17 protein-coding genes and 1 pseudogene are annotated in these 23,262 nt (G+C 49.0%); 7 read left to right on the forward strand and 11 right to left on the reverse strand.

The window, feature by feature from the left end; translation table 11 throughout:
• The 6 genes and pseudogenes from AC6R0S_RS04740 to AC6R0S_RS04765 all read left to right on the forward strand — a co-directional run.
• A pseudogene (locus AC6R0S_RS04740) lies at positions 1-190 on the forward strand (small ribosomal subunit biogenesis GTPase RsgA); the annotation flags it as partial.
• Positions 191-351: 161 nt separating this feature from the next.
• Complete coding sequence (gene asd, locus AC6R0S_RS04745) at positions 352-1,245, forward strand: archaetidylserine decarboxylase (RefSeq protein ID WP_500629420.1); 894 nt, start codon at positions 352-354, stop codon at positions 1,243-1,245.
• A gap of 177 nt (positions 1,246-1,422) precedes the next feature.
• Positions 1,423-2,832 carry an SLC13 family permease gene (locus AC6R0S_RS04750; RefSeq protein WP_500631034.1) on the forward strand — a complete coding sequence of 470 codons (1,410 nt, stop codon included), beginning with the start codon at positions 1,423-1,425 and terminating at the stop codon, positions 2,830-2,832.
• A gap of 119 nt (positions 2,833-2,951) precedes the next feature.
• The gene (locus AC6R0S_RS04755; RefSeq protein WP_500637351.1) at positions 2,952-3,839 is read left to right on the forward strand and encodes a DMT family transporter; all 888 of its coding nucleotides are present in this window, start codon (positions 2,952-2,954) and stop codon (positions 3,837-3,839) included.
• 272 nt (positions 3,840-4,111) lie between these two features.
• A complete protein-coding gene (gene gpmM, locus AC6R0S_RS04760) occupies positions 4,112-5,644 on the forward strand; it encodes a 2,3-bisphosphoglycerate-independent phosphoglycerate mutase (RefSeq protein ID WP_500631033.1) in 1,533 nt (510 codons plus the stop codon).
• Positions 5,645-5,804: 160 nt separating this feature from the next.
• The gene (locus tag AC6R0S_RS04765; protein WP_500637352.1) at positions 5,805-6,896 is read left to right on the forward strand and encodes a murein hydrolase activator EnvC family protein; all 1,092 of its coding nucleotides are present in this window, start codon (positions 5,805-5,807) and stop codon (positions 6,894-6,896) included.
• An 11-nt stretch (positions 6,897-6,907) separates the two neighbouring features.
• On the opposite strand, the gene AC6R0S_RS04770 is transcribed toward AC6R0S_RS04765, so the two are convergent.
• The 4 genes from AC6R0S_RS04770 to nudC all read right to left on the reverse strand — a co-directional run bounded on the left by AC6R0S_RS04770 (position 6,908) and on the right by nudC (position 10,803).
• Positions 6,908-7,870: a DHH family phosphoesterase gene (locus AC6R0S_RS04770; RefSeq protein WP_500637347.1), complete on the reverse strand. Its 963-nt coding sequence runs from the start codon at positions 7,868-7,870 to the stop codon at positions 6,908-6,910.
• Between the two features lie 103 nt (positions 7,871-7,973).
• A complete protein-coding gene (locus AC6R0S_RS04775; RefSeq protein ID WP_334555700.1) occupies positions 7,974-8,609 on the reverse strand; it encodes a TetR/AcrR family transcriptional regulator in 636 nt (211 codons plus the stop codon).
• 104 nt (positions 8,610-8,713) lie between these two features.
• Positions 8,714-9,781 carry a uroporphyrinogen decarboxylase gene (gene hemE, locus AC6R0S_RS04780; protein WP_500629416.1) on the reverse strand — a complete coding sequence of 356 codons (1,068 nt, stop codon included), beginning with the start codon at positions 9,779-9,781 and terminating at the stop codon, positions 8,714-8,716.
• A 218-nt stretch (positions 9,782-9,999) separates the two neighbouring features.
• The gene (gene nudC / locus AC6R0S_RS04785) at positions 10,000-10,803 is read right to left on the reverse strand and encodes an NAD(+) diphosphatase (protein ID WP_500631031.1); all 804 of its coding nucleotides are present in this window, start codon (positions 10,801-10,803) and stop codon (positions 10,000-10,002) included.
• Between the two features lie 177 nt (positions 10,804-10,980).
• Between nudC and rsd the strand changes: the two genes are divergently transcribed.
• The gene (rsd, locus tag AC6R0S_RS04790; protein WP_334555727.1) at positions 10,981-11,475 is read left to right on the forward strand and encodes a sigma D regulator; all 495 of its coding nucleotides are present in this window, start codon (positions 10,981-10,983) and stop codon (positions 11,473-11,475) included.
• A gap of 165 nt (positions 11,476-11,640) precedes the next feature.
• Here rsd and rpoC read toward each other — a convergent pair whose 3' ends face one another.
• From rpoC to nusG, 7 genes are all read right to left on the reverse strand, one after another.
• On the reverse strand, positions 11,641-15,843 hold the full coding sequence (gene rpoC / locus AC6R0S_RS04795; protein ID WP_487903415.1) for a DNA-directed RNA polymerase subunit beta': 4,203 nt from the start codon (positions 15,841-15,843) through the stop codon (positions 11,641-11,643).
• Positions 15,844-15,934: 91 nt separating this feature from the next.
• A complete protein-coding gene (gene rpoB / locus AC6R0S_RS04800) occupies positions 15,935-19,963 on the reverse strand; it encodes a DNA-directed RNA polymerase subunit beta (RefSeq protein WP_487903414.1) in 4,029 nt (1,342 codons plus the stop codon).
• Between the two features lie 232 nt (positions 19,964-20,195).
• Positions 20,196-20,564, reverse strand: a complete 369-nt coding sequence (gene rplL / locus AC6R0S_RS04805) for a 50S ribosomal protein L7/L12 (RefSeq protein WP_334555695.1) — start codon at positions 20,562-20,564, stop codon at positions 20,196-20,198.
• A gap of 58 nt (positions 20,565-20,622) precedes the next feature.
• Entirely contained in the window at positions 20,623-21,117 is a 495-nt protein-coding gene (gene rplJ, locus AC6R0S_RS04810) for a 50S ribosomal protein L10 (protein ID WP_487903413.1), read from the reverse strand.
• A 300-nt stretch (positions 21,118-21,417) separates the two neighbouring features.
• Positions 21,418-22,119, reverse strand: coding sequence for a 50S ribosomal protein L1 (rplA, locus tag AC6R0S_RS04815; RefSeq protein ID WP_334555693.1), 702 nt, complete (start codon positions 22,117-22,119; stop codon positions 21,418-21,420).
• A gap of 4 nt (positions 22,120-22,123) precedes the next feature.
• On the reverse strand, positions 22,124-22,552 hold the full coding sequence (gene rplK, locus AC6R0S_RS04820; protein WP_334555692.1) for a 50S ribosomal protein L11: 429 nt from the start codon (positions 22,550-22,552) through the stop codon (positions 22,124-22,126).
• Between the two features lie 159 nt (positions 22,553-22,711).
• Positions 22,712-23,260 (reverse strand): transcription termination/antitermination protein NusG, encoded by a 549-nt coding sequence (gene nusG, locus AC6R0S_RS04825; RefSeq protein ID WP_334555691.1) that lies wholly within the window; start codon positions 23,258-23,260, stop codon positions 22,712-22,714.
• Positions 23,261-23,262: the final 2 nt, after the last annotated feature.

Consider the following 23,262-nt stretch of genomic DNA (forward strand, 5'->3'; position numbering starts at 1 on the left):
ACCCTATCTAGGGGGCTGCAAGTTCAGGGACTGCAAGCACTTAGATGATCCAGGCTGTCTACTGGTTGAAGCCGTGGAGAAAGGCGACATCAGCGAAGTGCGTTTCGACAACTACCACCGCATCTTAGAGAGCATGGCAGAAAACAAAGCCAATCGTCAGTATTCACGTAACAAGAAAGCGGATCTTTAGCCCCTAGAGCACAGATTCCTTGCTCTGGGTCTTAAAGTGCCTAGCAAGCTTGGAAAGTTGAATGAGAATGGCTGACTTTTAAAGCCAGATTGATTAGTATCTCGCGCCCGATTAAGCGCGTGCAATCGCAACCTGTTATTTCGATATTGGAATCAAACACCATGGATAAGATTAAAGTTGGGCTGCAATACTGGATCCCACAACACGGCCTCACTCGCCTTGTGGGCAAGCTAGCCTCTGCCAAAGCAGGCGGTCTAACCACAGCCATCATCAAATGGTTTATCAAACAGTACAACGTGAATATGGACGAAGCGAAGCATTCGGATCCTAAGCACTTTGCCACATTTAATGATTTCTTTGTCCGTGAACTCAAAGAAGGCGCTCGCCCTATCGCGGAAGGTGAGTCAGTAATCACTCACCCTGCAGATGCCTGTGTGAGCCAATTTGGCCCAATTCAAGATGGCAAGCTAATCCAAGCCAAAGGGCACGATTATACCGCGCAAGAATTGCTTGGTGGTGACGCCGAGTTGGCCAAAGAGTTTGCTGAGGGTGACTTTGCAACCTTGTACCTTTCGCCTCGTGATTACCATCGCGTACACATGCCATGCGATGGCACGCTGCGCCAGATGATTTACGTACCGGGCGATTTGTTTTCGGTCAACCCACTGACCGCCGAAAATGTACCTAACCTCTTTGCCCGCAACGAACGCGTGGTGTCGATTTTTGATACTGAGTTCGGTCCGATGGCGCAAGTGCTGGTAGGGGCAACGATTGTTGGTAGCATTGAGCAAGTCTGGGCTGGCACCGTCACCCCTCCTCGTGGCAACACAGTGTACAAATGGGATTACCCAGCCACTGGTAACAAAGCCGTGATCTTGAAAAAAGGCCAGGAGATGGGGCGCTTTAAGCTCGGCTCCACCGTCATCAACCTTTTTGCAAAAGACGCGATCACCTTTGATGACGCAATGAGTACCGGTGCGACCACCGTTATGGGCACACCTTACGCACACCAACGCAACGCGACCCAGAGTGAATCCACCTCTGAGTCTGAATAACAGAGCGTTCGATTCACACCATCTCTCCAAGCCCCACAAAGTTGGGGCTTTTTTGACCCAAGACAAAACCCAGTGAACATTTTCAACTGTTTGCTAAAAGTTCCAGCTACGTCCAAGACCTTAATTTGATTGTAAATTACTCTAGTGTTTCGTCGAAAAACCTTGAGGTTTAGTGTCATGTTGAAACCCGGAATCCTTATCAAACTTCTGGTCAGTTTTGGGCTCCCTCTTGCTGTGCTTTTTATGCCCATCGATTGGATTCCCATTGACGACTTAACCCTGATCCAACATCGCCTACTGGCCATATTCTTGCTGGCGGCGTTGCTGTGGGTGTTAGAGCCAGTGCCTGTTTTTGCTACTTCTATCCTGATTATCGCGCTTGAGTTGGTGATGATTTCCAATAAAGGATTGCACTGGTTTCGAACCCCGCCGCCCCATCATGACCTAGGCGTATTGCTCGATTACACAGACATATTCAGCGCCTTTTCCTCGCCAATTATTATTCTCTTTATGGGCGGTTTTGCCCTTGCGATCGCAGCCTCAAAATATGAGCTCGACAACAACCTAGCACGGGTGCTACTCAAACCCTTTGGCAAACAACCCAAGTTCATCATGTTGGGATTAATGCTGATCACCGCTGTGTTTTCGATGTTTATGTCGAACACCGCAACCACTGTCATGATGCTGGCCTTACTTGGCCCGATTGTCGCTTCTGCACCCAAAGGGGATTTGGGCATCAAAGCGTTAGTGTTATGTATCCCTATTGCCGCCAATACGGGTGGCATTGCCACACCGATTGGTACCCCTCCCAACGCCATCGCGCTGCAATACCTGACGGGTGACAACTCGATTACCTTCTTAAGCTGGATGATGATGGGTCTGCCCTTCGTGATTATTCAGCTCACCATCGCTTGGTTTTTGCTGCAAAAGCTCTTCCCCGCCACATCCAATGAGATGCAGCTCAAGCTCGATGGTCAGTTCCAACGCAACTGGCGGGCCATTACCGTCTATTGCACCTTCGCCATCACTATTTTGCTGTGGATGACCACTCAGTTGCACGGCATGAACACCTATGTGGTTTCGATCATTCCTCTCGCCGTCTTCACCTTGACTGGCATTATGGGCAAAGCAGAACTCAAACTGATCAACTGGGATGTGCTGTGGCTGGTTGCCGGTGGTATCGCAATCGGCATTGGTCTGGATAAAACTGGGCTCGCTGAAGCGCTGGCACATGCGATCGATTACGAGACCCTCTCGCCTGTCGCGGTGGTCATCACGTTGTCGATGGTGTGTTGGTTGATGGCCAACTTTATGTCCAACACCGCGACCGCCAACTTGTTGATGCCCATCGCAGCAGCCATCGGCGCTTCGATGGAGAGCTTGGCAGCCATTGGCGGGCTGCAAGCCTTGTTGGTGGTGGTGGCCTTCTCCGCCTCTCTCGGTATGATTCTACCTGTCTCAACACCGCCGAACTCCCTTGCTTACTCAACAGGACTGATTGAGAGCAAAGACATGGCCAAAACCGGCGTCATTATTGGTTTGATTGGTCTTGCGATTGTTTATGCAGCAACGCTCATTCTTACGTAACCGTTGCCCCACAGGTCATACTTAGCTCGGCGCCCAGGTTCTCTTACCTGGGCGCTTTGTTTCTAGCGCGTTTTCGTGCATATTGCTTACCTTAATGATTTGCTTTGGATTTCACGATTATGGGCTATGAATGGCTGGCATTGGCGGCCGCGCTTTTATGGGCGGTAGCGAGTATTTTGTCTGTCACACCTGCGCAGCACTTAGGGACCTTTGCCTACAGCCGCTGGCGAATGGGGTGTACGTCTGTCATTCTCGCCTCGATGGCTTGGTTGACGGGTGGCTGGGCAAGCGTTGAGCTCAGTGCGGTATCGGCCATGGCGCTATCGGGCTTAGTGGGTATCTTCATCGGTGATACCGCTCTGTTTGCCTGTCTCAATCGCATGGGACCACGACAAGCAGGTTTGCTTTTCTCATGCCATGCGGTGTTCTCTGCCGTACTCGGCTATTTCCTGTTTAGCGAAAGCATGACCTCGATTGAGCTCATCGGTTCAGCGCTGGTCTTTTCCGGTGTATTAACGGCGATATTTTTCGGGCGCAGAGGTCAAGCGGCGAATAGCTTGGAGTCCATTAAAGGCAACATTTGGGCGGGTATCGGACTTGGCCTCCTCGCTGCGCTGTGTCAGGCATTGGGCGGCATTATCGCCAAGCCGATTATGCAGACCGCGATCGATCCCATTGCCGCTTCCGCCATGCGTATGATGACCGCCTTTGTCGCGCACAGCGTCTTTTTTCTCTCCGGCGCACGGCTAGCGAGAGCGACGCAACCGATGAACACGCGCATTTTTGCGATTACCGCGATCAACGGTTTTCTCGCGATGGCAGTAGGGATGACACTGATCCTCTATGCGCTGCGTGAAGGGAACGTCGGTATGGTCGCGCTACTCTCTTCCACCACGCCAATCATGTTGTTGCCTATACTGTGGATCTACACCAAAAAGCGCCCCAACCGCTATGCGTGGATTGGCGCTTTGGTCGCGGTCGCCGGCACCAGTATCTTGGTGAGTTGAACCCAAGGCTCACACAGGTTAGTGTGGACAGCGGCCATCAATAGCACCTATTGAACTAATAGATAGATTCCGCTTTAAAAGGGATAAAATTAGGTCGAGACTGGCAAGTAAATAGAGACGGAGTAATTCCACACACTGGGCATGGTGAAAGATAACAACGGCATTTCGCCCAGTTTATTTGATCTTAACCTACAGTTTTGGTTAAAAAGTGTAGTAAAATTACGCTAATTTTGTTTCCAAAGTTACTTTGAAATTTTAACGAGGACATCACTATGTCAGCTAAGAAGCCATTGGCTCTAGTTATCCTTGACGGTTACGGTCACCGTGAGGACACAGCAAGCAACGCTATCGCAAACGCAAAAAAACCGGTTATGGATGCGCTACTTGCTAACCACCCACACACGCTCATTTCTGCATCAGGTATGGACGTTGGTCTACCGGACGGTCAAATGGGTAACTCAGAAGTGGGTCACACAAACATTGGTGCTGGCCGTGTGGTTTACCAAGATCTGACTCGTATCACAAAATCCATCTCTGACGGCGAATTTGCCGAAACGCCAGCGCTAGTCGAAGCAGTAGACGCGGCGGTAAAAGCCGGGAAAGCGGTTCATATCATGGGTCTGATGTCACCAGGCGGTGTTCACTCTCACGAAGATCACATCTACGCAGCGGTAGAAATGGCTGCCGCTCGTGGCGCAGAAAAGATCTACCTACACTGCTTCCTAGACGGTCGTGACACACCACCACGCAGCGCAGAAAACTCACTCAAGCGCTTTGATGAACTGTTTGCGAAGCTGGGTAAAGGTCGCATTGCTTCTCTAGTGGGCCGTTACTACGCAATGGACCGTGACAACAACTGGGAACGTGTTCAAGTTGCTTACGACTTGCTAACGCAAGCTAAAGCGGACTTCACGTTTGATTCTGCGGTTGCGGGTCTTGAAGCGGCTTACGCTCGCGAAGAGAACGACGAATTTGTTAAAGCCACTGCGATTAAGACTGACGCACAAGAAGACGCCATCATGCAAGATGGCGATGCTCTGATCTTCATGAACTACCGTGCAGACCGCGCACGCCAAATTACGCGTGCTTTCGTTCCTGAGTTTGACGGTTTTGAGCGTGCGGTATTCCCAGCCCTTCATTTTGTGATGCTGACTCAGTACGCTGCCGATATCCCACTGGCGATTGCCTTCCCACCGGCGTCTCTTGAGAACACCTACGGTGAGTGGCTATCAAAGCAAGGTCAAACTCAGCTGCGTATTTCAGAGACAGAAAAATACGCACACGTGACCTTCTTCTTCAACGGTGGTGTTGAGCAAGAGTTTGACGGTGAAGAGCGTCAACTCGTGGCTTCTCCAAAAGTGGCGACGTACGACCTTCAACCAGAGATGAGCTCTGCTGAACTGACTGAAAAGATGGTCGCAGCGATCAAATCTGGCAAATACGACACCATCATCTGTAACTACCCGAACGCCGATATGGTCGGTCACACAGGTGTGTACGACGCAGCAGAAAAAGCGATTGAAGCGCTAGACGCCAGCGTTGGCCAAGTCGTTGAAGCGATCAAAGAAGTGGGCGGTCAACTGCTGATCACAGCAGACCACGGTAACGCGGAAATGATGGTCGACCCAGAAACAGGCGGCACACACACTGCGCACACCAACCTACCGGTGCCTCTGATTTACGTTGGTGACAAAGCGGTTGAGTTTAAAGAAGGCGGAAAACTGTCTGACCTAGCGCCAACCATGCTGTCTCTTGCAGGTCTAGAAATCCCAGCAGAAATGACCGGGGAAATTCTGGTTAAATAAGTTTGCTGCTGTGATAGAGAACCAAAGCCCGAGCCCATGCTCGGGCTTTTTGTGTATTCCAATTTCTGATTTGGGTATACTGACCCAATCTCAAACACTTAGGACAGACAGAGCCATGGTATTGGTTGGGCAAGGACAGCGCAGTTTGCTTTTGAAACCGATGACGGTTTGGATTCTCGCCGTACTCTGTTGGCTTCCTATGACCAGTTTTGCCTCGACCTCTGAGCTTAAAGGGGTCAGTAGCGAGATTTCCCGCCAAAAGCAAAATCTCTCCTCGCAACAAAAAAAGCTCGATGAGCTTCAGCAGTCTCTCAAACAGCAAGAACTGAGCATCACTCGACTCGAAAAAGAGATCACTGAGACCAAGGCGCAACAAAAGAAAACCCAAGAGAGCATTGCAGAGCTCCAACGCCAAATTGATCAGCTAGAAGCACAAAAAAAAGCCCAAAGCGACAAGCTTGCCGAGTTGATTCAGACCTATTACATGACAGAACGTGCGAAAGCGCCAGCCAATATGCTCAATCGTGGTGTGGAAGAAGATCGCATAAGCCAATACTTCCAACACCTAGCCAAACAGCGCGCTGACATCATCGATGAGTTGCAACTCACCACTGAAAAGCTGACCTCAAGTCAACGCCAACTCGAGTTAGAACAAGCGCAAATTGCTGCACTACTCAAGCAGCAAACTGAGCAGAAAAACGCGCTCACCAAAACGCAATCCAGTCGCCAAGGCACGGTCACCAACATCAAAAAGAGCATTTCCAACGACCAAGTCTACCTTTCTGAATTGCAACGCAATGAGACGCGCTTAAAAGCGGAAATCGCCAAGGCCGCTAAACGCAATGCCGTGCCGATGGATGGTATTGCACGACAAAAAGGCAAACTGCCTTGGCCACTGAAAGGCCGTATCCTACATCGCTACGGCGCGCCACAAACTGGTCAATTAAGCTGGAAGGGATGGGTGATTGATGCCGATTACGGTCAATCGGTCAAAGCCGTCTATTCTGGCACCGTGGTCTTTGCGGAGTATTTACGAGGCTATGGCCTGGTTGTTCTGCTGGATCACGGCAAAGGCGATATGACCTTATACGGGTTTAACCAAAGTTTGATGAAAAAAGAAGGCGACAAAGTCACCGCCGGAGAGACCATTGCCCTAGCAGGTGATACTGGCGGTCAGCCACAGGCGTCCCTCTACTTTGAGATTCGCCGTAACAGCAAAACCCAAGACCCAAGTCAGTGGCTCACCCGTTAGCCTAGCGATGGTCAGCGCGGCTGATAGTACGCCTCAACCTGTTCAATAAACGTCGCTAATTGATTGGCGGGTAGCGCATTGATGCCAGCGGCCCCCTCTCTTCCACCGCCCGTCGCAAACGCCGAACAAATCGCCCCTGCTCCCTGTTTATTGTTCAAAGGCGCACGCAGTGAAACCAAGAAACTCCCATCAGGATTTTGTGTCAGTACTGCGTGCGCAGAGTGAGGCGCCTGATTCGCTAACGCGTTGCCATACACGCCGCTGACGCGCCTTGCCGCGGGTTCATCAGGCAATTCAAAGACACTCAATGTTGGGCTACGGTAACTGGCTTCCACCGACAATGCCCTCTCCATGTCTGCTTGATAAGCGGCTTTTAATTGCCAATATGGGGAGTGCTTGTCAGCAATCACAGCAAAAGGATCATCATAAGCCAAAAGGGTGTTAAACAGTGCTGCCGGGTGGTAGTGCAAGTCCTCAATCTTGGCGCCATAACCGTTGTAATTGATCAGCGTCCCCAACTCTTGTAGCTGCGCGGCTTGTTTACCATCCAGCCCCGCTTGGATAGCTAGCTGCTGCGCTGTCGCAATAAGATTGTCGCCAAAGGCAGCGGTGATGGCCCAAAAGTGAAAACGCCCGTCGAGCCACTGATCGACAATGAGCGCGGTACACATGTTGGCATCGAGATTGATGTGAGCATCGAGCAGTGGGTGCTCGGGGATGTCGCCCGATCGGTGATGATCGGCATAGAAGACTGACACACCGCCATCCAGTAAGCTCTCCAACGCGACTCGATTTTTTTCCATCGAGATATCGAGCACTGTTACGCTATCGCCAGGCTGTGGCGATACCTTGTCTAGCAATTGGATGTCACGTTTGACGCCGGTGACCAGCGTTGTCTCTTTCGGCTGCGCTAAGCGCAGTTGCAGTAAGGCGATGATGCCATCGGCATCGCCATTAAACACATCGTAATGCATAAAAAACCCATTCACTTATCTTTCGATACTGTAATGGGTCTTAAAAAATCTAACAATTTTAATTCGTTATAACTAGGATCGAAAAAGCCAGTGCTGCGCGCCGTTAAGCATGCATGGCTTTGACCCCTTCCTCAAACAATTGTAACTGTTCAAGCCCCTGAGCCGTCGCTTTGGGCTTCACAATGGCGATCATTTGTAGCATTCCGCGATGAATGACTTGCTCGGTAATCTGTGTCCGTGGAGACATGGCAGATTGATACGCCAGCCAACTGGACGCAATCAAATGTAAGCTAGTGACCAGAGATTGCATTTCTTGCTCAGAGACATCCAATAAATCCAAAGCGACAAAGGCGTGCATGATCCCAATGAGATTGGTTTGCAGCTTCTCCTGCACTTGAATGTAGTCATCATGCAGCTGTTCATCTCGGCCCAAGATTTCTGGCAAGTTGGCATAGAAGAAACGGTATTTCCACATCAGGGTAAAAATAGAGTCGAGATAGTGCTTAAGTAACACCAAACTCTCCTGCTGACCTTGAATCGGCGTGAAACGTTCAAGCAGCTCGTTGGAGTAGAGCGTAAAAATCTCACGCACAATTTCTTGCTTATTGCGGAAGTGGTAATAGAGATTCCCGGGACTAATATCAATATGCGCGGCGATATGATTGGTGGTAATGGTGCGTTCACCATGCTCGTTAAACAGCTCCAAAGCCGCTAAGACAATTTTGTCGCGAGTCTTCATGAATAATCCGTATCCTTTCTTGTTATTTCAGCAGTATAGCGGCTAGTGTAACCGATAACAAAAAAGCGCCTGGTCATATCAGGCGCTTTGCAAAGATTACTCAATTATTTGTGGTATGGCTTGGATAACTCGTGGACCGCCTCAACAAACACGCCAGCATTTTCAGGTGGCACGTCCAAATGGATGCCGTGTCCGAGGTTAAATACGTGACCTGTGCCCGCATCACCAAAGCCCGCCAGAATGCTCGCTACCTCTTGTTGGATTCGCTCCGGTGAGGCATAGAGCATGGATGGGTCCATGTTGCCTTGCAGTGCCACTTTGTCACCGACTCGCGCTTTGGCGTCTTCGATGTTGATGGTCCAATCCAGTCCGACCGCATCACACCCTGTTGCGGCGATCTGCTCAAGCCACATTCCACCGTTTTTGGTAAACAGCGTGACAGGAACGCGGCGGCCTTCGTTTTCACGCACCAGTCCATCGACAATTTTGTGCATGTACTGCAATGAGAACAGCTGATAGTCACGTGGGGTCAATACACCGCCCCAAGTATCAAATACCATCACGGATTGTGCGCCCGCTTTGATTTGCGCGTTAAGGTACGCAATCACACTGTCCGCCAGTTTATCTAGCAACAGGTGCAAGGTTTGTGGCTCAGCGTACATCATCTTTTTGATTTTGGTGAAGGCTTTTGAGCTTCCGCCTTCTACCATGTAGGTAGCGAGCGTCCATGGGCTACCCGAGAAACCAATCAGCGGCACGTCACCATTGAGATCTTTACGAATTTGGCGCACAGCGTTCATCACGTACTGAAGTTCGCCTTCTGGATCTGGGATACCAATTTTATCGACGTCAGCTTTCGAGGCAATCGGGCGATCGAACACCGGGCCCTCACCCGCAGCAAAGCGGAGGCCTAATCCCATCGCATCTGGAATCGTCAAAATATCGGAGAACAAAATCGCGGCATCAAGTGGAAAGCGACGTAACGGTTGAAGTGTCACTTCTGAGGCCAGCTCTGCGTTTTTACACAGTGACATAAAATCACCCGCTTGCGCGCGCGTGGCTTTGTATTCTGGCAGGTAGCGACCCGCTTGGCGCATCATCCATACCGGGGTGTAATCAACAGGCTCTTTGAGCAGAGCACGAAGATAACGGTCGTTTTTGAGTTCTGTCATTCTGTTCTTCCAATCATTTAAGCTGACTTTTTATCGCTCGTATTCTAACACTGTTTAGCTCTCAAAAGCGGTGTGCTTTGCAACCCAGATCAAGTTATTTACTATTAAATCAGTGCTTAATTTGCGCTCAACGCATTGGAGTGTTAAATATTTGTTTGCTAGCGAAAACTACAATTATAAACTGAACATCTCCGTGTTCAGCATCTCATAACGACATCTTACTTACCCCCTCCCTCTCGGAGGGTTTTTTTTATCTCTGCAAGCGTATGCTCAATCAGTGCTCTCGCGATGGTTCCGACTGGCGCAACGGGCGGCATGGCGTCAACCGTAAACCACCGCGCATCACTGAGTTCACTGTAGTCGGGTTTCAATGTGCCACCGGCATAGTCGGCTAAAAAGCCCATCATCATGCTCGATGGAAAGGCCCAAGGCTGGCTACCAAAGTAACGCACGTTGGTGACGTCAATCCCGGTCTCCTCTTTGACTTCTCGCGCCACACATTGCTCAAGGGTCTCTCCGACTTCTACAAAGCCCGCTATAACGGTGTACATACCATTTCGATGTCTTGGGTGTTGAGCAAGTAAAATCGAGTCTTGGTGGCGTACAGCGACGATAATGCAGGGAAAAATACGCGGATAATGCAACGTTCGGCATTCACCACACTGCATCGCTAATTGATTGTGATTGAGATGGTTACGGCCACCGCACTGCGGGCAAAAACGCATCGTCTGACGCATGTGACCATATTGCACCGCTTTGCTGGCCAAGAGAAACAGTGCCTCAGGTAGCGTAAGCGCTTCTCGAAGCGAAGTAAGAGGTAATGATTGCTCCACCCACTCCTCACAAAGCCACATGACGGGAAGCCCTTCGTAGTGACCGATTTCTATCGCCTCATACGCAGGCAATTCGAGGGTTTCAGCGCAGCCTTTTGGCAACGCACCGCCGGGTAACCAAAGCTCACTTCCCGAGACCACACACCAGTAAGCATCACCCATACGGTTCGTGTCACTTTTCTTTAACATCAGCCACTCCCTTTACTTGCAGTTCGTCTATTTTACTGGCAATCTAAATTCATACCAGAGTTTGTAGTGGGAAAGATCTCCGGCTATAAATTTTAGTAAGGACAAGAGGTTAATTCTCTCAACCTGCTTTGATTTCAAAGCGTAACGATCATCCGGATGGTGATCCGACAAGAGGGCCTGGTCATGTTAAGAAAACTAAAAAGAACCCAAGAACAATGGGGCGGATCGAGTGATGTTATCGACCATTGGTTAGATAGCCGCCAACGTTTGATCGTTGAATTTTGTAAGCTTGCCGCCTTGCAACCGACCTCCTCGAAAACGGCTGTCGTCGAACTCCCTACCCCTGCTGAACTGCAACATTTTTGTGGCGAACTGGTCGACTATATTTCCGAAGGTCATTTTAAAATTTACGACATGGTCATGGATAAATGGCGCTCGACAGGCTTTGAAGCGACCGATGAGATAAACGATACCTACGGTAAAATTGTCCTGACCACTGAGCCTTTATTAAACTTTACCGATAAGTACGCAGCGGTGAGCGACGACGAGACGTTAGACGATTTTGATGCGGACATGTCTGAGATTGGCGAAGTAATCGAAGAGCGCTTCGAAGTCGAAGATCGCCTCATTCAGCTTATTGCGGACAGCTTAGCCATTCCACCCGGCGCTTAACTTATAACCAGCCCCCTCATTTACTTAAAGGTCGATTCACTTCGATAAGTCAACAAACATCGACCTCTAGGCACTAGGCACTAGGCACTAGGCACTAGGCACTAAATTCTATTCCAAAATACAAAAAAGGCACCCGAAGGTGCCTTTTTTCATGTCGCTGTATGATTACTCTTCAGAAGAGAAACCTGCGTTAAGCAATGCTGCAAGGTTGTCTGTTGCTTGTTCAGCAGATGGACCTTCTTGCTCTTGTGCACGCTTCGCTTGACGATCTTGGTGGTATGCGAAACCGGTACCTGCTGGAATCAGACGACCAACAATCACGTTTTCTTTCAGACCACGTAGCTCATCACGCTTACCAGAAACAGCCGCTTCTGTTAGTACGCGAGTTGTTTCCTGGAACGATGCCGCAGAGATGAACGACTCAGTCGCTAGCGACGCTTTCGTGATACCTAGTAGTTCACGTTCAAAGCGAGCTGGCTCTTTGCCTTCAGCTTCTAGCTGGCGGTTCGCAATCTTCACTTGTGAGTATTCTACCTGCTCACCCGCTAGGAACTCTGAGTCACCAGCGTGTGTGATAGTACACTTACGTAGCATCTGACGAACGATAGTCTCGATGTGCTTATCGTTAATCTTAACGCCTTGCAGACGGTATACTTCTTGAACTTCGTTCGCGATGTATTGCGTCACAGCGTGGATACCACGTAGACGAAGGATGTCATGCGGAGACTCTGGGCCGTCGGCGATCACATCACCACGTTCCACTTTCTCACCTTCGAACACGTTAAGCTGACGGTGCTTAGGAATCATCTCTTCGTAGGTGTCACCACCTTCACGAGTGATCACTAGACGACGCTTACCTTTGGTCTCTTTACCGAATGACACAGTACCTGTGTGCTCAGCAAGGATCGCAGGCTCTTTTGGCTTACGAGCTTCGAATAGGTCCGCAACGCGTGGAAGACCACCAGTGATATCTCGGTTACCACCTGACTTCTGAGGAATACGTGCAAGTGTATCACCCACACCCACTTCAGCGCCGTCTTCGATGTTCACAATCGCTTTACCAGGCAGGAAGTAATGCGCTGGCATTTCAGTACCAGGGATCAATACATCGTTGCCTTGCGCGTCAACAAGTTTGATAGCTGGACGCATATCTTTACCTGCTGCTGGGCGAGCGGCGGCTTCCGTCACTTCGCTTGAAGATAGACCAGTCAAATCGTCGGTTTGACGAGATACAGTTACGCCATCGATCATGTCAACGAACTGGATGCGACCTGCCACTTCAGTGATGATTGGCATGGTGTGCGCTTCCCAGTTTGCCACGGTCTCACCGGACTTCACTGCGTCGCCATCGCCTTTGCTCAATAGAGAGCCGTAAGGCAATTTGTGTTTCTCTTTAGTACGACCGAACTCGTCAATGATCATCATTTCAGAAGCACGAGAGGTGATCACCAGCTTGCCATCTTTGTTGATAACAAATTTCGCATTGCTGAGTTTCACAGAGCCGTCGTTCTTCGCTTGGATGCTGTTCTCAGCCGCAGCTGTCGATGCCGCACCACCGATGTGGAACGTACGCATCGTTAGCTGTGTACCTGGTTCACCGATAGACTGAGCAGCGATAACACCGACTGCTTCACCTTGGTTCACTAGGTGACCACGTGCTAGGTCACGACCGTAACATTGTGCACAACAACCGAAGTCAGCATCACAGGTTACAACAGAGCGTACGCGCATGCTGTCTACTGAGTTCTCTTCCATGATTTGACACCACTTCTCATCGATCAGCGTGTTACGTGGAATAAGAACTTCTTCAGTACCTGGCTTCATCACGTCTTCAGCAACAACACGACCTAGCGCTAGCTCAGTCAGTGCCACTTTAACGTCACCACCTTCGATGTGAGGCATCATGTCGACGCCTTCGTGCGTACCACAGTCATGCTCGGTCACGACAACGTCTTGAGCAACGTCTACGAGACGACGAGTTAGGTAACCCGAGTTCGCTGTTTTCAGTGCCGTATCCGCAAGACCCTTACGAGCACCGTGCGTTGAGATAAAGTACTGAAGTACGTTTAGACCTTCTTTAAAGTTTGCAGTGATCGGCGTTTCGATGATTGAACCATCTGGACGCGCCATCAGACCACGCATACCGGCAAGCTGACGAATCTGTGCGGCAGAACCACGAGCGCCCGAGTCAGCCATCATGTAGATGCTGTTGAACGACTCTTGTTGCTCTTCTTCACCATCGCGGTTAACCACAGTTTCAGAAGAGAGGTTCTCCATCATCGCTTTCGCAACACGATCGTTGGTTGATGCCCAAATATCGATCACTTTGTTGTAGCGCTCACCCGCAGTAACAAGACCTGACTGGTACTGTTCTTGGATTTCGCGTACTTCTTCTTCTGCTTCTGCGATTTCAGTGTACTTCGCCTCTGGTACTACCATGTCGTCGATACCGACAGACACACCAGATAGTGCTGCGTAAGCAAAACCTGCGTACATGATTTGGTCAGCGAAGATAACCGTATCTTTCAGGCCCAGTTTACGGTAAGCCTCGTTCAACAGGTTCGAAATCTGTTTCTTGCCAAGCTTTTGGTTCACTAGGCTGTATGGAAGACCTGATGGCACGATTTGCCATAGCATTGCACGACCAATCGTGGTGTCCACGAGTTTGGTTTCAGTGGTGCTGTTGCCGTCTTCATCAACAACGGTTTCAGTAATACGTACTTTTACGCGTGCATGTAGCTCTGCGCTCTTAGTGCGGTATGCCTTTTCAGCCTCTTCTGGGCCAGCAAGGTACATGCCTTCACCTTTCACGTTGATCTTGTCACGAGTCATGTAGTACAGACCCAATACCACGTCCTGAGAAGGTACGATGATCGGATCACCTGACGCTGGCGACAGAATGTTGTTTGTCGACATCATCAGAGTACGAGCTTCAAGCTGTGCCTCTAGAGTTAGAGGTACGTGAACCGCCATTTGGTCACCATCGAAGTCCGCGTTGTACGCCGCACACACAAGTGGGTGTAGCTGAATCGCTTTACCTTCGATCAGTACAGGTTCGAACGCCTGGATACCTAGACGGTGAAGTGTAGGTGCACGGTTCAATAGTACTGGGTGCTCACGGATCACTTCGTCTAGGATATCCCAAACTACCGCTTCTTCACGCTCTACCATTTTCTTAGCAGCTTTGATTGTCGTCGCAAGACCACGAGTCTCTAGCTTGCTGTAGATGAATGGTTTGAATAGCTCAAGTGCCATCTTCTTAGGAAGACCACACTGGTGCAGACGAAGGTATGGACCTACTGTGATTACAGAACGGCCAGAGTAGTCTACACGTTTACCTAGAAGGTTCTGACGGAAACGACCTTGTTTACCCTTGATCATATCAGCAAGAGATTTCAGAGGGCGCTTATTCGAACCTGTGATCGCACGACCGCGACGACCGTTATCTAGAAGGGCATCAACAGACTCTTGCAACATACGCTTTTCGTTACGTACGATGATGTCCGGAGCCGCTAGCTCTAGTAGACGCTTCAAACGGTTGTTACGGTTGATCACGCGACGGTATAGGTCGTTCAGATCAGATGTCGCGAAACGACCGCCGTCTAGTGGTACTAGAGGACGTAGATCTGGCGGAAGAACCGGAAGCACAGTTAGGATCATCCACTCTGGGTTGTTACCCGATTGAACGAACGCTTCAACTAACTTCAGACGCTTAGTGATCTTCTTACGCTTAGTCTCTGAGTTAGTAGACTGAAGCTCTTCACGCATCTCTTCGATTTCAGCAGGTAGATCCATAGACGCTAGTAGGTCTTTGATCGCTTCTGCACCCATCTTAGCCGTGAATTCATCACCCCACTCTTCTAGACGATCCAGATACTCTTCTTCAGTCAGCATCTGACCTTTTTCTAGATCCGTCATACCCGGCTCTGTTACCACGTACATTTCGAAGTAAAGAACACGTTCGATATCACGTAGAGGGATATCCATCAGTAGACCGATACGAGACGGCAGTGATTTTAGGAACCAGATGTGAGCCACTGGTGAAGCAAGCTCGATGTGGCCCATGCGGTCACGACGAACTTTAGTTTGTGTAACTTCAACGCCACACTTCTCACAGATAACACCACGGTGTTTCAGACGCTTGTATTTGCCACAAAGACATTCGTAGTCTTTTACTGGGCCAAAAATACGCGCACAGAACAGACCATCGCGCTCAGGTTTGAACGTACGATAGTTGATCGTTTCAGGTTTTTTCACTTCACCGAAAGACCATGAACGGATCATGTCTGGTGAAGATAGACCGATTTTGATTGCATCAAACTCTTCGGTCTTATGCTGTGCTTTTAGAAAGTTTAATAAGTCTTTCACAATCAGCTCCTGTAAGGAGTTAAAAGATGCCCGCCAAGACAGGCACCTTCTACCAAATAACCCAATTTATCTCTGTCTCAGAGATGGTGGATTACTCTTCGTCTTCTAGCTCGATGTTGATACCTAGCGAGCGAATCTCTTTCAACAATACGTTGAACGATTCTGGCATACCAGGTTCCATGCTGTGGTTACCGTCGACGATGTTTTTGTACATCTTCGTACGGCCGTTCACGTCATCCGACTTAACGGTTAGCATTTCTTGTAGCGTGTAAGCAGCACCGTATGCTTCAAGTGCCCATACTTCCATCTCACCGAAACGCTGACCACCGAACTGAGCTTTACCACCAAGTGGCTGCTGAGTTACTAGGCTGTATGAGCCGGTTGAACGAGCATGCATCTTGTCATCAACAAGGTGGTTCAGTTTGAGCATGTACATGTAACCTACGGTTACCGGACGCTCAAACGCATCACCAGTGCGACCATCAAACAGTGTTAGCTGACCAGATTCTGGTAGATCACCCAGTTTCAGTAGCTCTTTAATTGATGTTTCGTTCGCACCGTCAAAGACTGGTGTCGCGATTGGTAGACCACCACGAAGGTTGCCGATCAGCGTGCGTACTTCGTCATCTGATAGTGAAGCAATGTCCACTTGCTGACGCGTTTCGCCAAGGTCGTAGACTTTCTGTAGGAAGTCACGGAACTTAGCCAGCTCTTGCTGCTCTTTCACCATCTGGTTGATCTTGTCACCGATGCCTTTCGCCGCCAGACCTAAGTGAACTTCTAGGATCTGACCGATGTTCATACGCGAAGGTACACCCAGTGGGTTAAGAACGATGTCGACCGGTTGGCCTTTCTCATCGTATGGCATGTCTTCAACAGGGTTGATCTTAGAGATTACACCCTTGTTACCGTGACGACCCGCCATCTTATCACCAGGCTGAATGCGACGTTTCACCGCGAGGTAAACTTTCACAATCTTCAGTACGCCAGGAGCAAGATCATCACCCTGTGTGATCTTACGACGCTTAGTTTCAAACTTCTTATCGAAGTCCGCTTTTAGCTCGTCCCACTGCTCAGCCAATTGCTCTAGCTGAGTTTGTAGTGCGTCGTCTTCTAGCGTGAACTCAAGCCACTTCTTACGATCCGTTGCGTCAAGTTTCGCTTCCGCGTAGCCACCGTCAATCAAGACAGCTCTCACACGGTTAAGAAGGCCACCCTCAAGAATCTGGAATTCTTCAGTTAGGTCTTTCTTCGCTTCTTTCAGCTGCATCTGCTCAATTTCAAGCGCACGCTTGTCTTTCTCTACGCCATCACGAGTAAAGACTTGAACATCGATGATGGTACCTGAAACAGAGTTTGGTACACGCAGTGACGTATCTTTCACGTCTGATGCTTTTTCACCGAAGATAGCACGCAATAGCTTCTCTTCAGGCGTCAGCTGAGTTTCACCTTTCGGCGTCACTTTACCAACTAGGATGTCGCCACCCTTCACTTCAGCACCGATGTATACGATACCTGACTCGTCAAGTTTAGACAGAGCAGACTCACCTACGTTTGGAATGTCAGCTGTGATCTCTTCTGCGCCAAGCTTAGTATCACGCGCCACACAAGATAGCTCTTGGATGTGGATCGTTGTGAAACGGTCTTCTTGAACGACGCGCTCAGACACTAAGATCGAGTCTTCGAAGTTGTAACCGTTCCAAGGCATGAACGCGATACGCATGTTCTGACCAAGCGCTAGCTCACCAAGGTCTGTTGAAGGACCATCAGCTAGAACGTCGCCACGTAGTACAGACTCACCTGGCATCACACATGGACGCTGGTTGATACACGTGTTTTGGTTTGAACGTGTGTACTTCGTTAGGTTGTAGATATCGATACCCGCTTCGCCAGGAATCAACTCTTCTTCGTTAACCTTAACGACGATGCGCGATGCGTCCACTGACTGGATAACACCACCACGTTTCGCTACCGCTGTCACACCAGAGTCAACCGCGATGTTACGCTCGATACCCGTACCAACGAGAGGCTTGTCAGCCTTCAGTGTTGGAACAGCCTGACGTTGCATGTTCGCACCCATCAATGCACGGTTCGCATCATCGTGTTCTAGGAACGGGATAAGCGATGCAGCGATAGATACAACCTGGTTGGTTGCAACGTCCATGTAATCAACATGTTCGCGTGGGTGTAGACCAGATTCACCTTTCTGACGAGCCGTGATCAGCTCTTCAGCAAATGTGCCTTCTTCAGTCAGAACCGTGTTCGCCTGAGCGATAACGTACTGACCTTCTTGAATAGCAGATAGGTAATCCACTTCGTCTGTTACTACGCCATCAACAACGCGACGGTATGGAGTTTCTAGGAAACCGTACTCGTTACAACGCGCAAACGCAGACAGAGAGTTGATCAGACCGATGTTTGGACCTTCAGGCGTTTCGATAGGACATAGACGACCGTAGTGCGTTACGTGTACGTCACGTACTTCGAAGCCAGCACGCTCACGAGTTAGACCGCCAGGACCCAATGCAGAAATACGACGCTTGTGCGTTACTTCTGATAGTGGGTTGTTTTGGTCCATAAACTGAGACAGTTGTGAAGAGCCAAAGAATTCTTTTACTGCCGCTGAGATAGGCTTAGCGTTGATCAGGTCTTGAGGCATGATAGCATCAAGATCGCCAAGGCTTAGACGCTCTTTAACCGCACGTTCGACACGAACAAGACCAACACGGAATTGGTTTTCAGCCATTTCGCCAACGCTACGGATACGACGGTTACCTAGGTGGTCGATATCGTCCACTTCGCCGATGCCGTTACGGATAGCGATAAGCTTCTTCATCACTTCGATGATATCAGTCTCATCAAGAGTACCTTGCTCACCAGCATCTTCACGTTCGATAGAGCTGTTGAACTTCATACGACCAACAGTCGATAGATCGTAACGCTCTTCAGAGAAGAATAGGCTTTCGAACAGAGCTTCTGCCGCTTCTTTCGTTGGTGGCTCGCCAGGGCGCATCATGCGGTAGATTTCAACTAGCGCAGAGATGCGATCAACGGTGCTGTCGATACGCAAGGTATCAGACATGAATGGACCGTGATCAAGATCGTTAGTAAAGAGCACTTCAAGCGCTTTGTGACCTGCTTGAGACAGGTTCGCGAGTGCTTCTAGGCTAATCTCTTGGTTAGCTGCAACAATGATCTCGCCAGTGGCTTCATTGATGTAATCTTTTGATGCCACTTTGCCTACGATGTACTCAACCGGTACTTCAATATGGTCGACACCATCTTTTTCAAGCTGGCGAATGTGGCGAGCCGTCACGCGACGACCTTGTTCAACATACACCGTACCGTTGGCTTCGATATTGAATGTCGCTGTTTCGCCACGTAGGCGATCAGGGACCAACTCCATCAATAGAGTTTGGTCTTTCACTTCGAAGTTCACCTTCTCAAAGAAGATGTCTAGGATCTCTTCTGTCGTCTTACCTAGTGCGCGCAGAATGATCGAAGCGGGTAGCTTACGACGGCGGTCGATACGTACGTATAGGTTATCCTTAGGATCGAACTCAAAATCAAGCCATGAACCACGGTAAGGGATAACACGTGCGTTATAAAGAACTTTACCCGATGAGTGGGTCTTACCCTTATCGCTGTCGAAGAATACGCCTGGGCTTCTGTGCAGCTGGGATACGATAACCCTCTCGGTACCATTGATTACGAAGGTACCATTGTCTGTCATAAGCGGAATCTCGCCCATGTAGACTTCTTGTTCTTTAATGTCTTTGACAGTACCTGCTGGCGCGTCTTTATCAAAAATAACTAGGCGAAGTTTTACGCGTAGTGGTTTTGAATAAGTAACGCCGCGGATTTGACATTCTTTCACGTCAAATACTGGCTCACCAAGACGGTAGCTAACGTATTGCAGCTCGGAATTGCCGTTGTAGCTCTGGATTGGGAATACAGAACGGAAAGCAGCCTCAAGACCGTATTGCCCCTCAGGATCCTGTTCGATGAATTTTTCGAACGAATCGAGCTGGATCGATAGCAGGTATGGAATGTCCAAAACTTGTGGACGAGTACCAAAGTCCTTACGGATGCGCTTTTTCTCGGTATAAGAGTAAACCATGGGGTTCCTCAGCTCGCTGATAAGTGACCCAAACTGTCTCAAATCATTGGGAGACAGTGACTGAACAACTGTTTAACAGTAGTGACATTTCATAAAGCAACAATGAAATGTTTTTTTGCTTAAGCTTAGGTGACTAAACAGCGGAAAATTCACCTATGCCCTACAGCGCAAAAAGGCCGGTGGTTAGAAAACCACCAGCCATTAGCCGTTAGGCTAAGAAACTATGCAGTAATTACTTAACAGTAACACTTGCACCTGCTTCTTCTAGCTGAGCTTTAAGAGCTTCAGCTTCAGCTTTCTCAACGCCTTCTTTTAGAGGTGCTGGAGCGCCGTCTACTAGAGCTTTAGCTTCTTTAAGGCCTAGACCAGTTGCGCCACGTACTGCTTTGATTACAGCAACTTTGTTACCGCCAGCAGATTCTAGGATTACGTCGAATTCAGTTTGCTCAGCAGCAGCTTCGCCTGCAGCAGCACCGCCAGCTACAACAGCAGCAGCAGCAGATACGCCGAACTTCTCTTCCATCGCTTCGATTAGTTCAACAACTTGCATCACAGACATTTCTGCGATTGCGTCTAGGATTTGCTCGTTAGTAATAGACATAACAATTCTCTTTTAAAATCAACAATAAGTTTAATTAGCAACCAGTAAAAAGCAAGGCTTACGCCGCTGCTTCTTCTTTTTGATCGCGGATAGCAGCGATAGTACGTGCCAACTTGCCAGCAGAAGCTTCTTTCATGCACATCATTAGGCGTGCAATCGCTTCGTCGTAAGTTGGTAGTGTCGCTAGTACTTCAGCGTCAGTTAGCGCGCCTTCAAATGCAGCAGCTTTGATCTCGAAGTCTTTGTTCTCTTTAGCGAAGTCTTTGAAAAGACGCGCTGCAGCACCTGGGTGCTCGTTAGAGAACGCGATGAGAGTAGGACCAGTGAAAGTGTCTGTTAGACACTCGTAGTCTGTACCTTCAACCGCACGACGCATTAGAGTGTTACGAACAACTCGTACGTAAACGCCAGCTTCACGAGCTTGCTTACGTAGTGAAGTCATTGCGCTTACTTCAACGCCACGAGAATCAGCTACAACTGCAGAAAGTGCACCACTGGCAGCTTCGTTGACTTCAGCAACAATTGCTTTTTTGTCTTGAAGGTTTAAAGCCATCTTGGATTTACTCCTGGTTGTTGTTACACCACTCACTATTATCACAACAGTGAGAGCTATTGAGGTGCTTCCCAGAAGAAAGGTAACTATTTACATAGAGCTTTCTGTCAGTTCGGGCACCATCTACGTAGGAGAATTAAGCCTGAAGTTGTAAAACAAATTCAGACACCTACGGTCTTGGACGGAGACTGGGTCATAATTCACAGCCAATTCTTAACGAATTGAATGAACCAAAGTTCAGCCCCAACCACAAATATTAGGCGCAAAATTATACATTAATTTTGCGCCTAAGCAAATATATTATGCTTGAGTGTTCAGGCTAGCCTGATCAACAGCAACACCAGCACCCATTGTTGTAGAGATGCTGACTTTCTTCAGGAAAACACCTTTCGCTGAAGATGGCTTAGCTTTCTTCAGAGCCACTAGAAGTGCTTCTAGGTTCTCTTTGATCTGCTCTGCAGAGAAGTTTGCTTTACCGATAGTCGTGTGGATGATGCCGTTTTTGTCGTTACGGTAACGAACCTGACCCGCTTTAGCGTTCTTAACCGCTTCAGCAACGTTAGGAGTTACAGTACCAACTTTAGGGTTTGGCATTAGACCGCGAGGACCTAGGATAGTACCTAGTTGACCTACAACGCGCATTGCATCTGGAGAAGCAACAACAACGTCAAAGTTCATTTCGCCTTTCTTCACTTGCTCAGCAAGATCTTCCATACCCACTAGATCTGCGCCAGCTTCTTTAGCTGCTTCAGCGTTTGCACCTTGAGTGAACACTGCAACGCGGATATCGCGGCCAGTACCGTGAGGTAGTACAGTTGCACCACGTACGTTCTGGTCAGATTTACGAGCATCGATGCCAAGGTTAACAGCAACGTCTACAGACTCAACGAATTTCGCTGTTGCTAGCTCTTGAAGAAGTGCTACAGCTTCGTTGATTTCGTATTCTTTAGTTACGTCAACTTTTTCGCGGATTACGCGCATGCGCTTAGTTAGTTTAGCCATCTTATTAACCCTCTACCACTAGGCCCATTGAACGAGCAGTACCTGCGATAGAACGCTTCATCGCTTCGATGTCAGCACCAGTCATATCAGCAGCTTTAGTTTCTGCGATTTCTTGGATTTGAGCATCAGTAACAGTACCCACTTTTTCAGTGTTTGGACGACCTGAACCAGACTTAACGCCAGCCGCTTTCTTAAGAAGAACTGCAGCAGGTGGAGTCTTAGTGATGAACGTGAAAGAACGGTCACTGTACACAGTGATAACAACTGGAGTTGGTAGACCTTTCTCTAGAGATTCTGTTTTCGCGTTGAACGCTTTACAGAATTCCATGATGTTCACACCGTGTTGACCTAGTGCAGGACCAACTGGTGGACTTGGGTTTGCCATACCAGCAGCAACTTGCAGCTTGATATAAGCTTCAACTTTCTTAGCCATGATAATTCCTAAATTTTGGGTACAGACGCTATTCGACTGAACAGCTCCCCGTTGATGTCAATACTTGCTACTTTGATTGAAGCTGGGCTTCAGCCAAAATAATAAGGCGCGAAATTATAGTCATAATCCGCGCCCTACACAACCCTAAAAGGTCATTAATTAATCATGTTTTTCAACTTGACCAAATTCAAGCTCAACTGGTGTTGCACGACCAAAAATCGATACAGACACTTTCAGGCGGCTCTTCTCGTAATCCACTTCTTCAACCGTACCGTTGAAGTCAGCAAATGGACCGTCGGTCACGCGAACCACTTCACCCGCTTCGTACATAGTACGTGGACGAGGTGCTTCACTCGCTTTCTCAAGACGATTCAAGATAGCGTCAGCTTCCTTATCAGAGATAGGAGCTGGACGATCTGAGGTACCACCAATGAAGCCCATGACACGCGGCACACTACGTACTAAGTGCCATGATTCATCGTTCATGATCATCTGGACTAGAACATAGCCCGGGAAGAACTTACGCTCAGATTTACGACGTTGACCTGCGCGCATTTCCACAACTTCTTCTGTTGGGACTAGCACTTCACCAAACAGCTCTTCCATGCCATGCATTTTGATATGCTCACGAAGAGACTGAGCTACGCGGCCTTCAAATCCAGAGAAGGCTTGAACCACATACCAGCGTTTTTTAGGAGCTTCACTCATGA

The organism is Vibrio sp. R15-SG3-ISO1B (assembly GCF_059833835.1).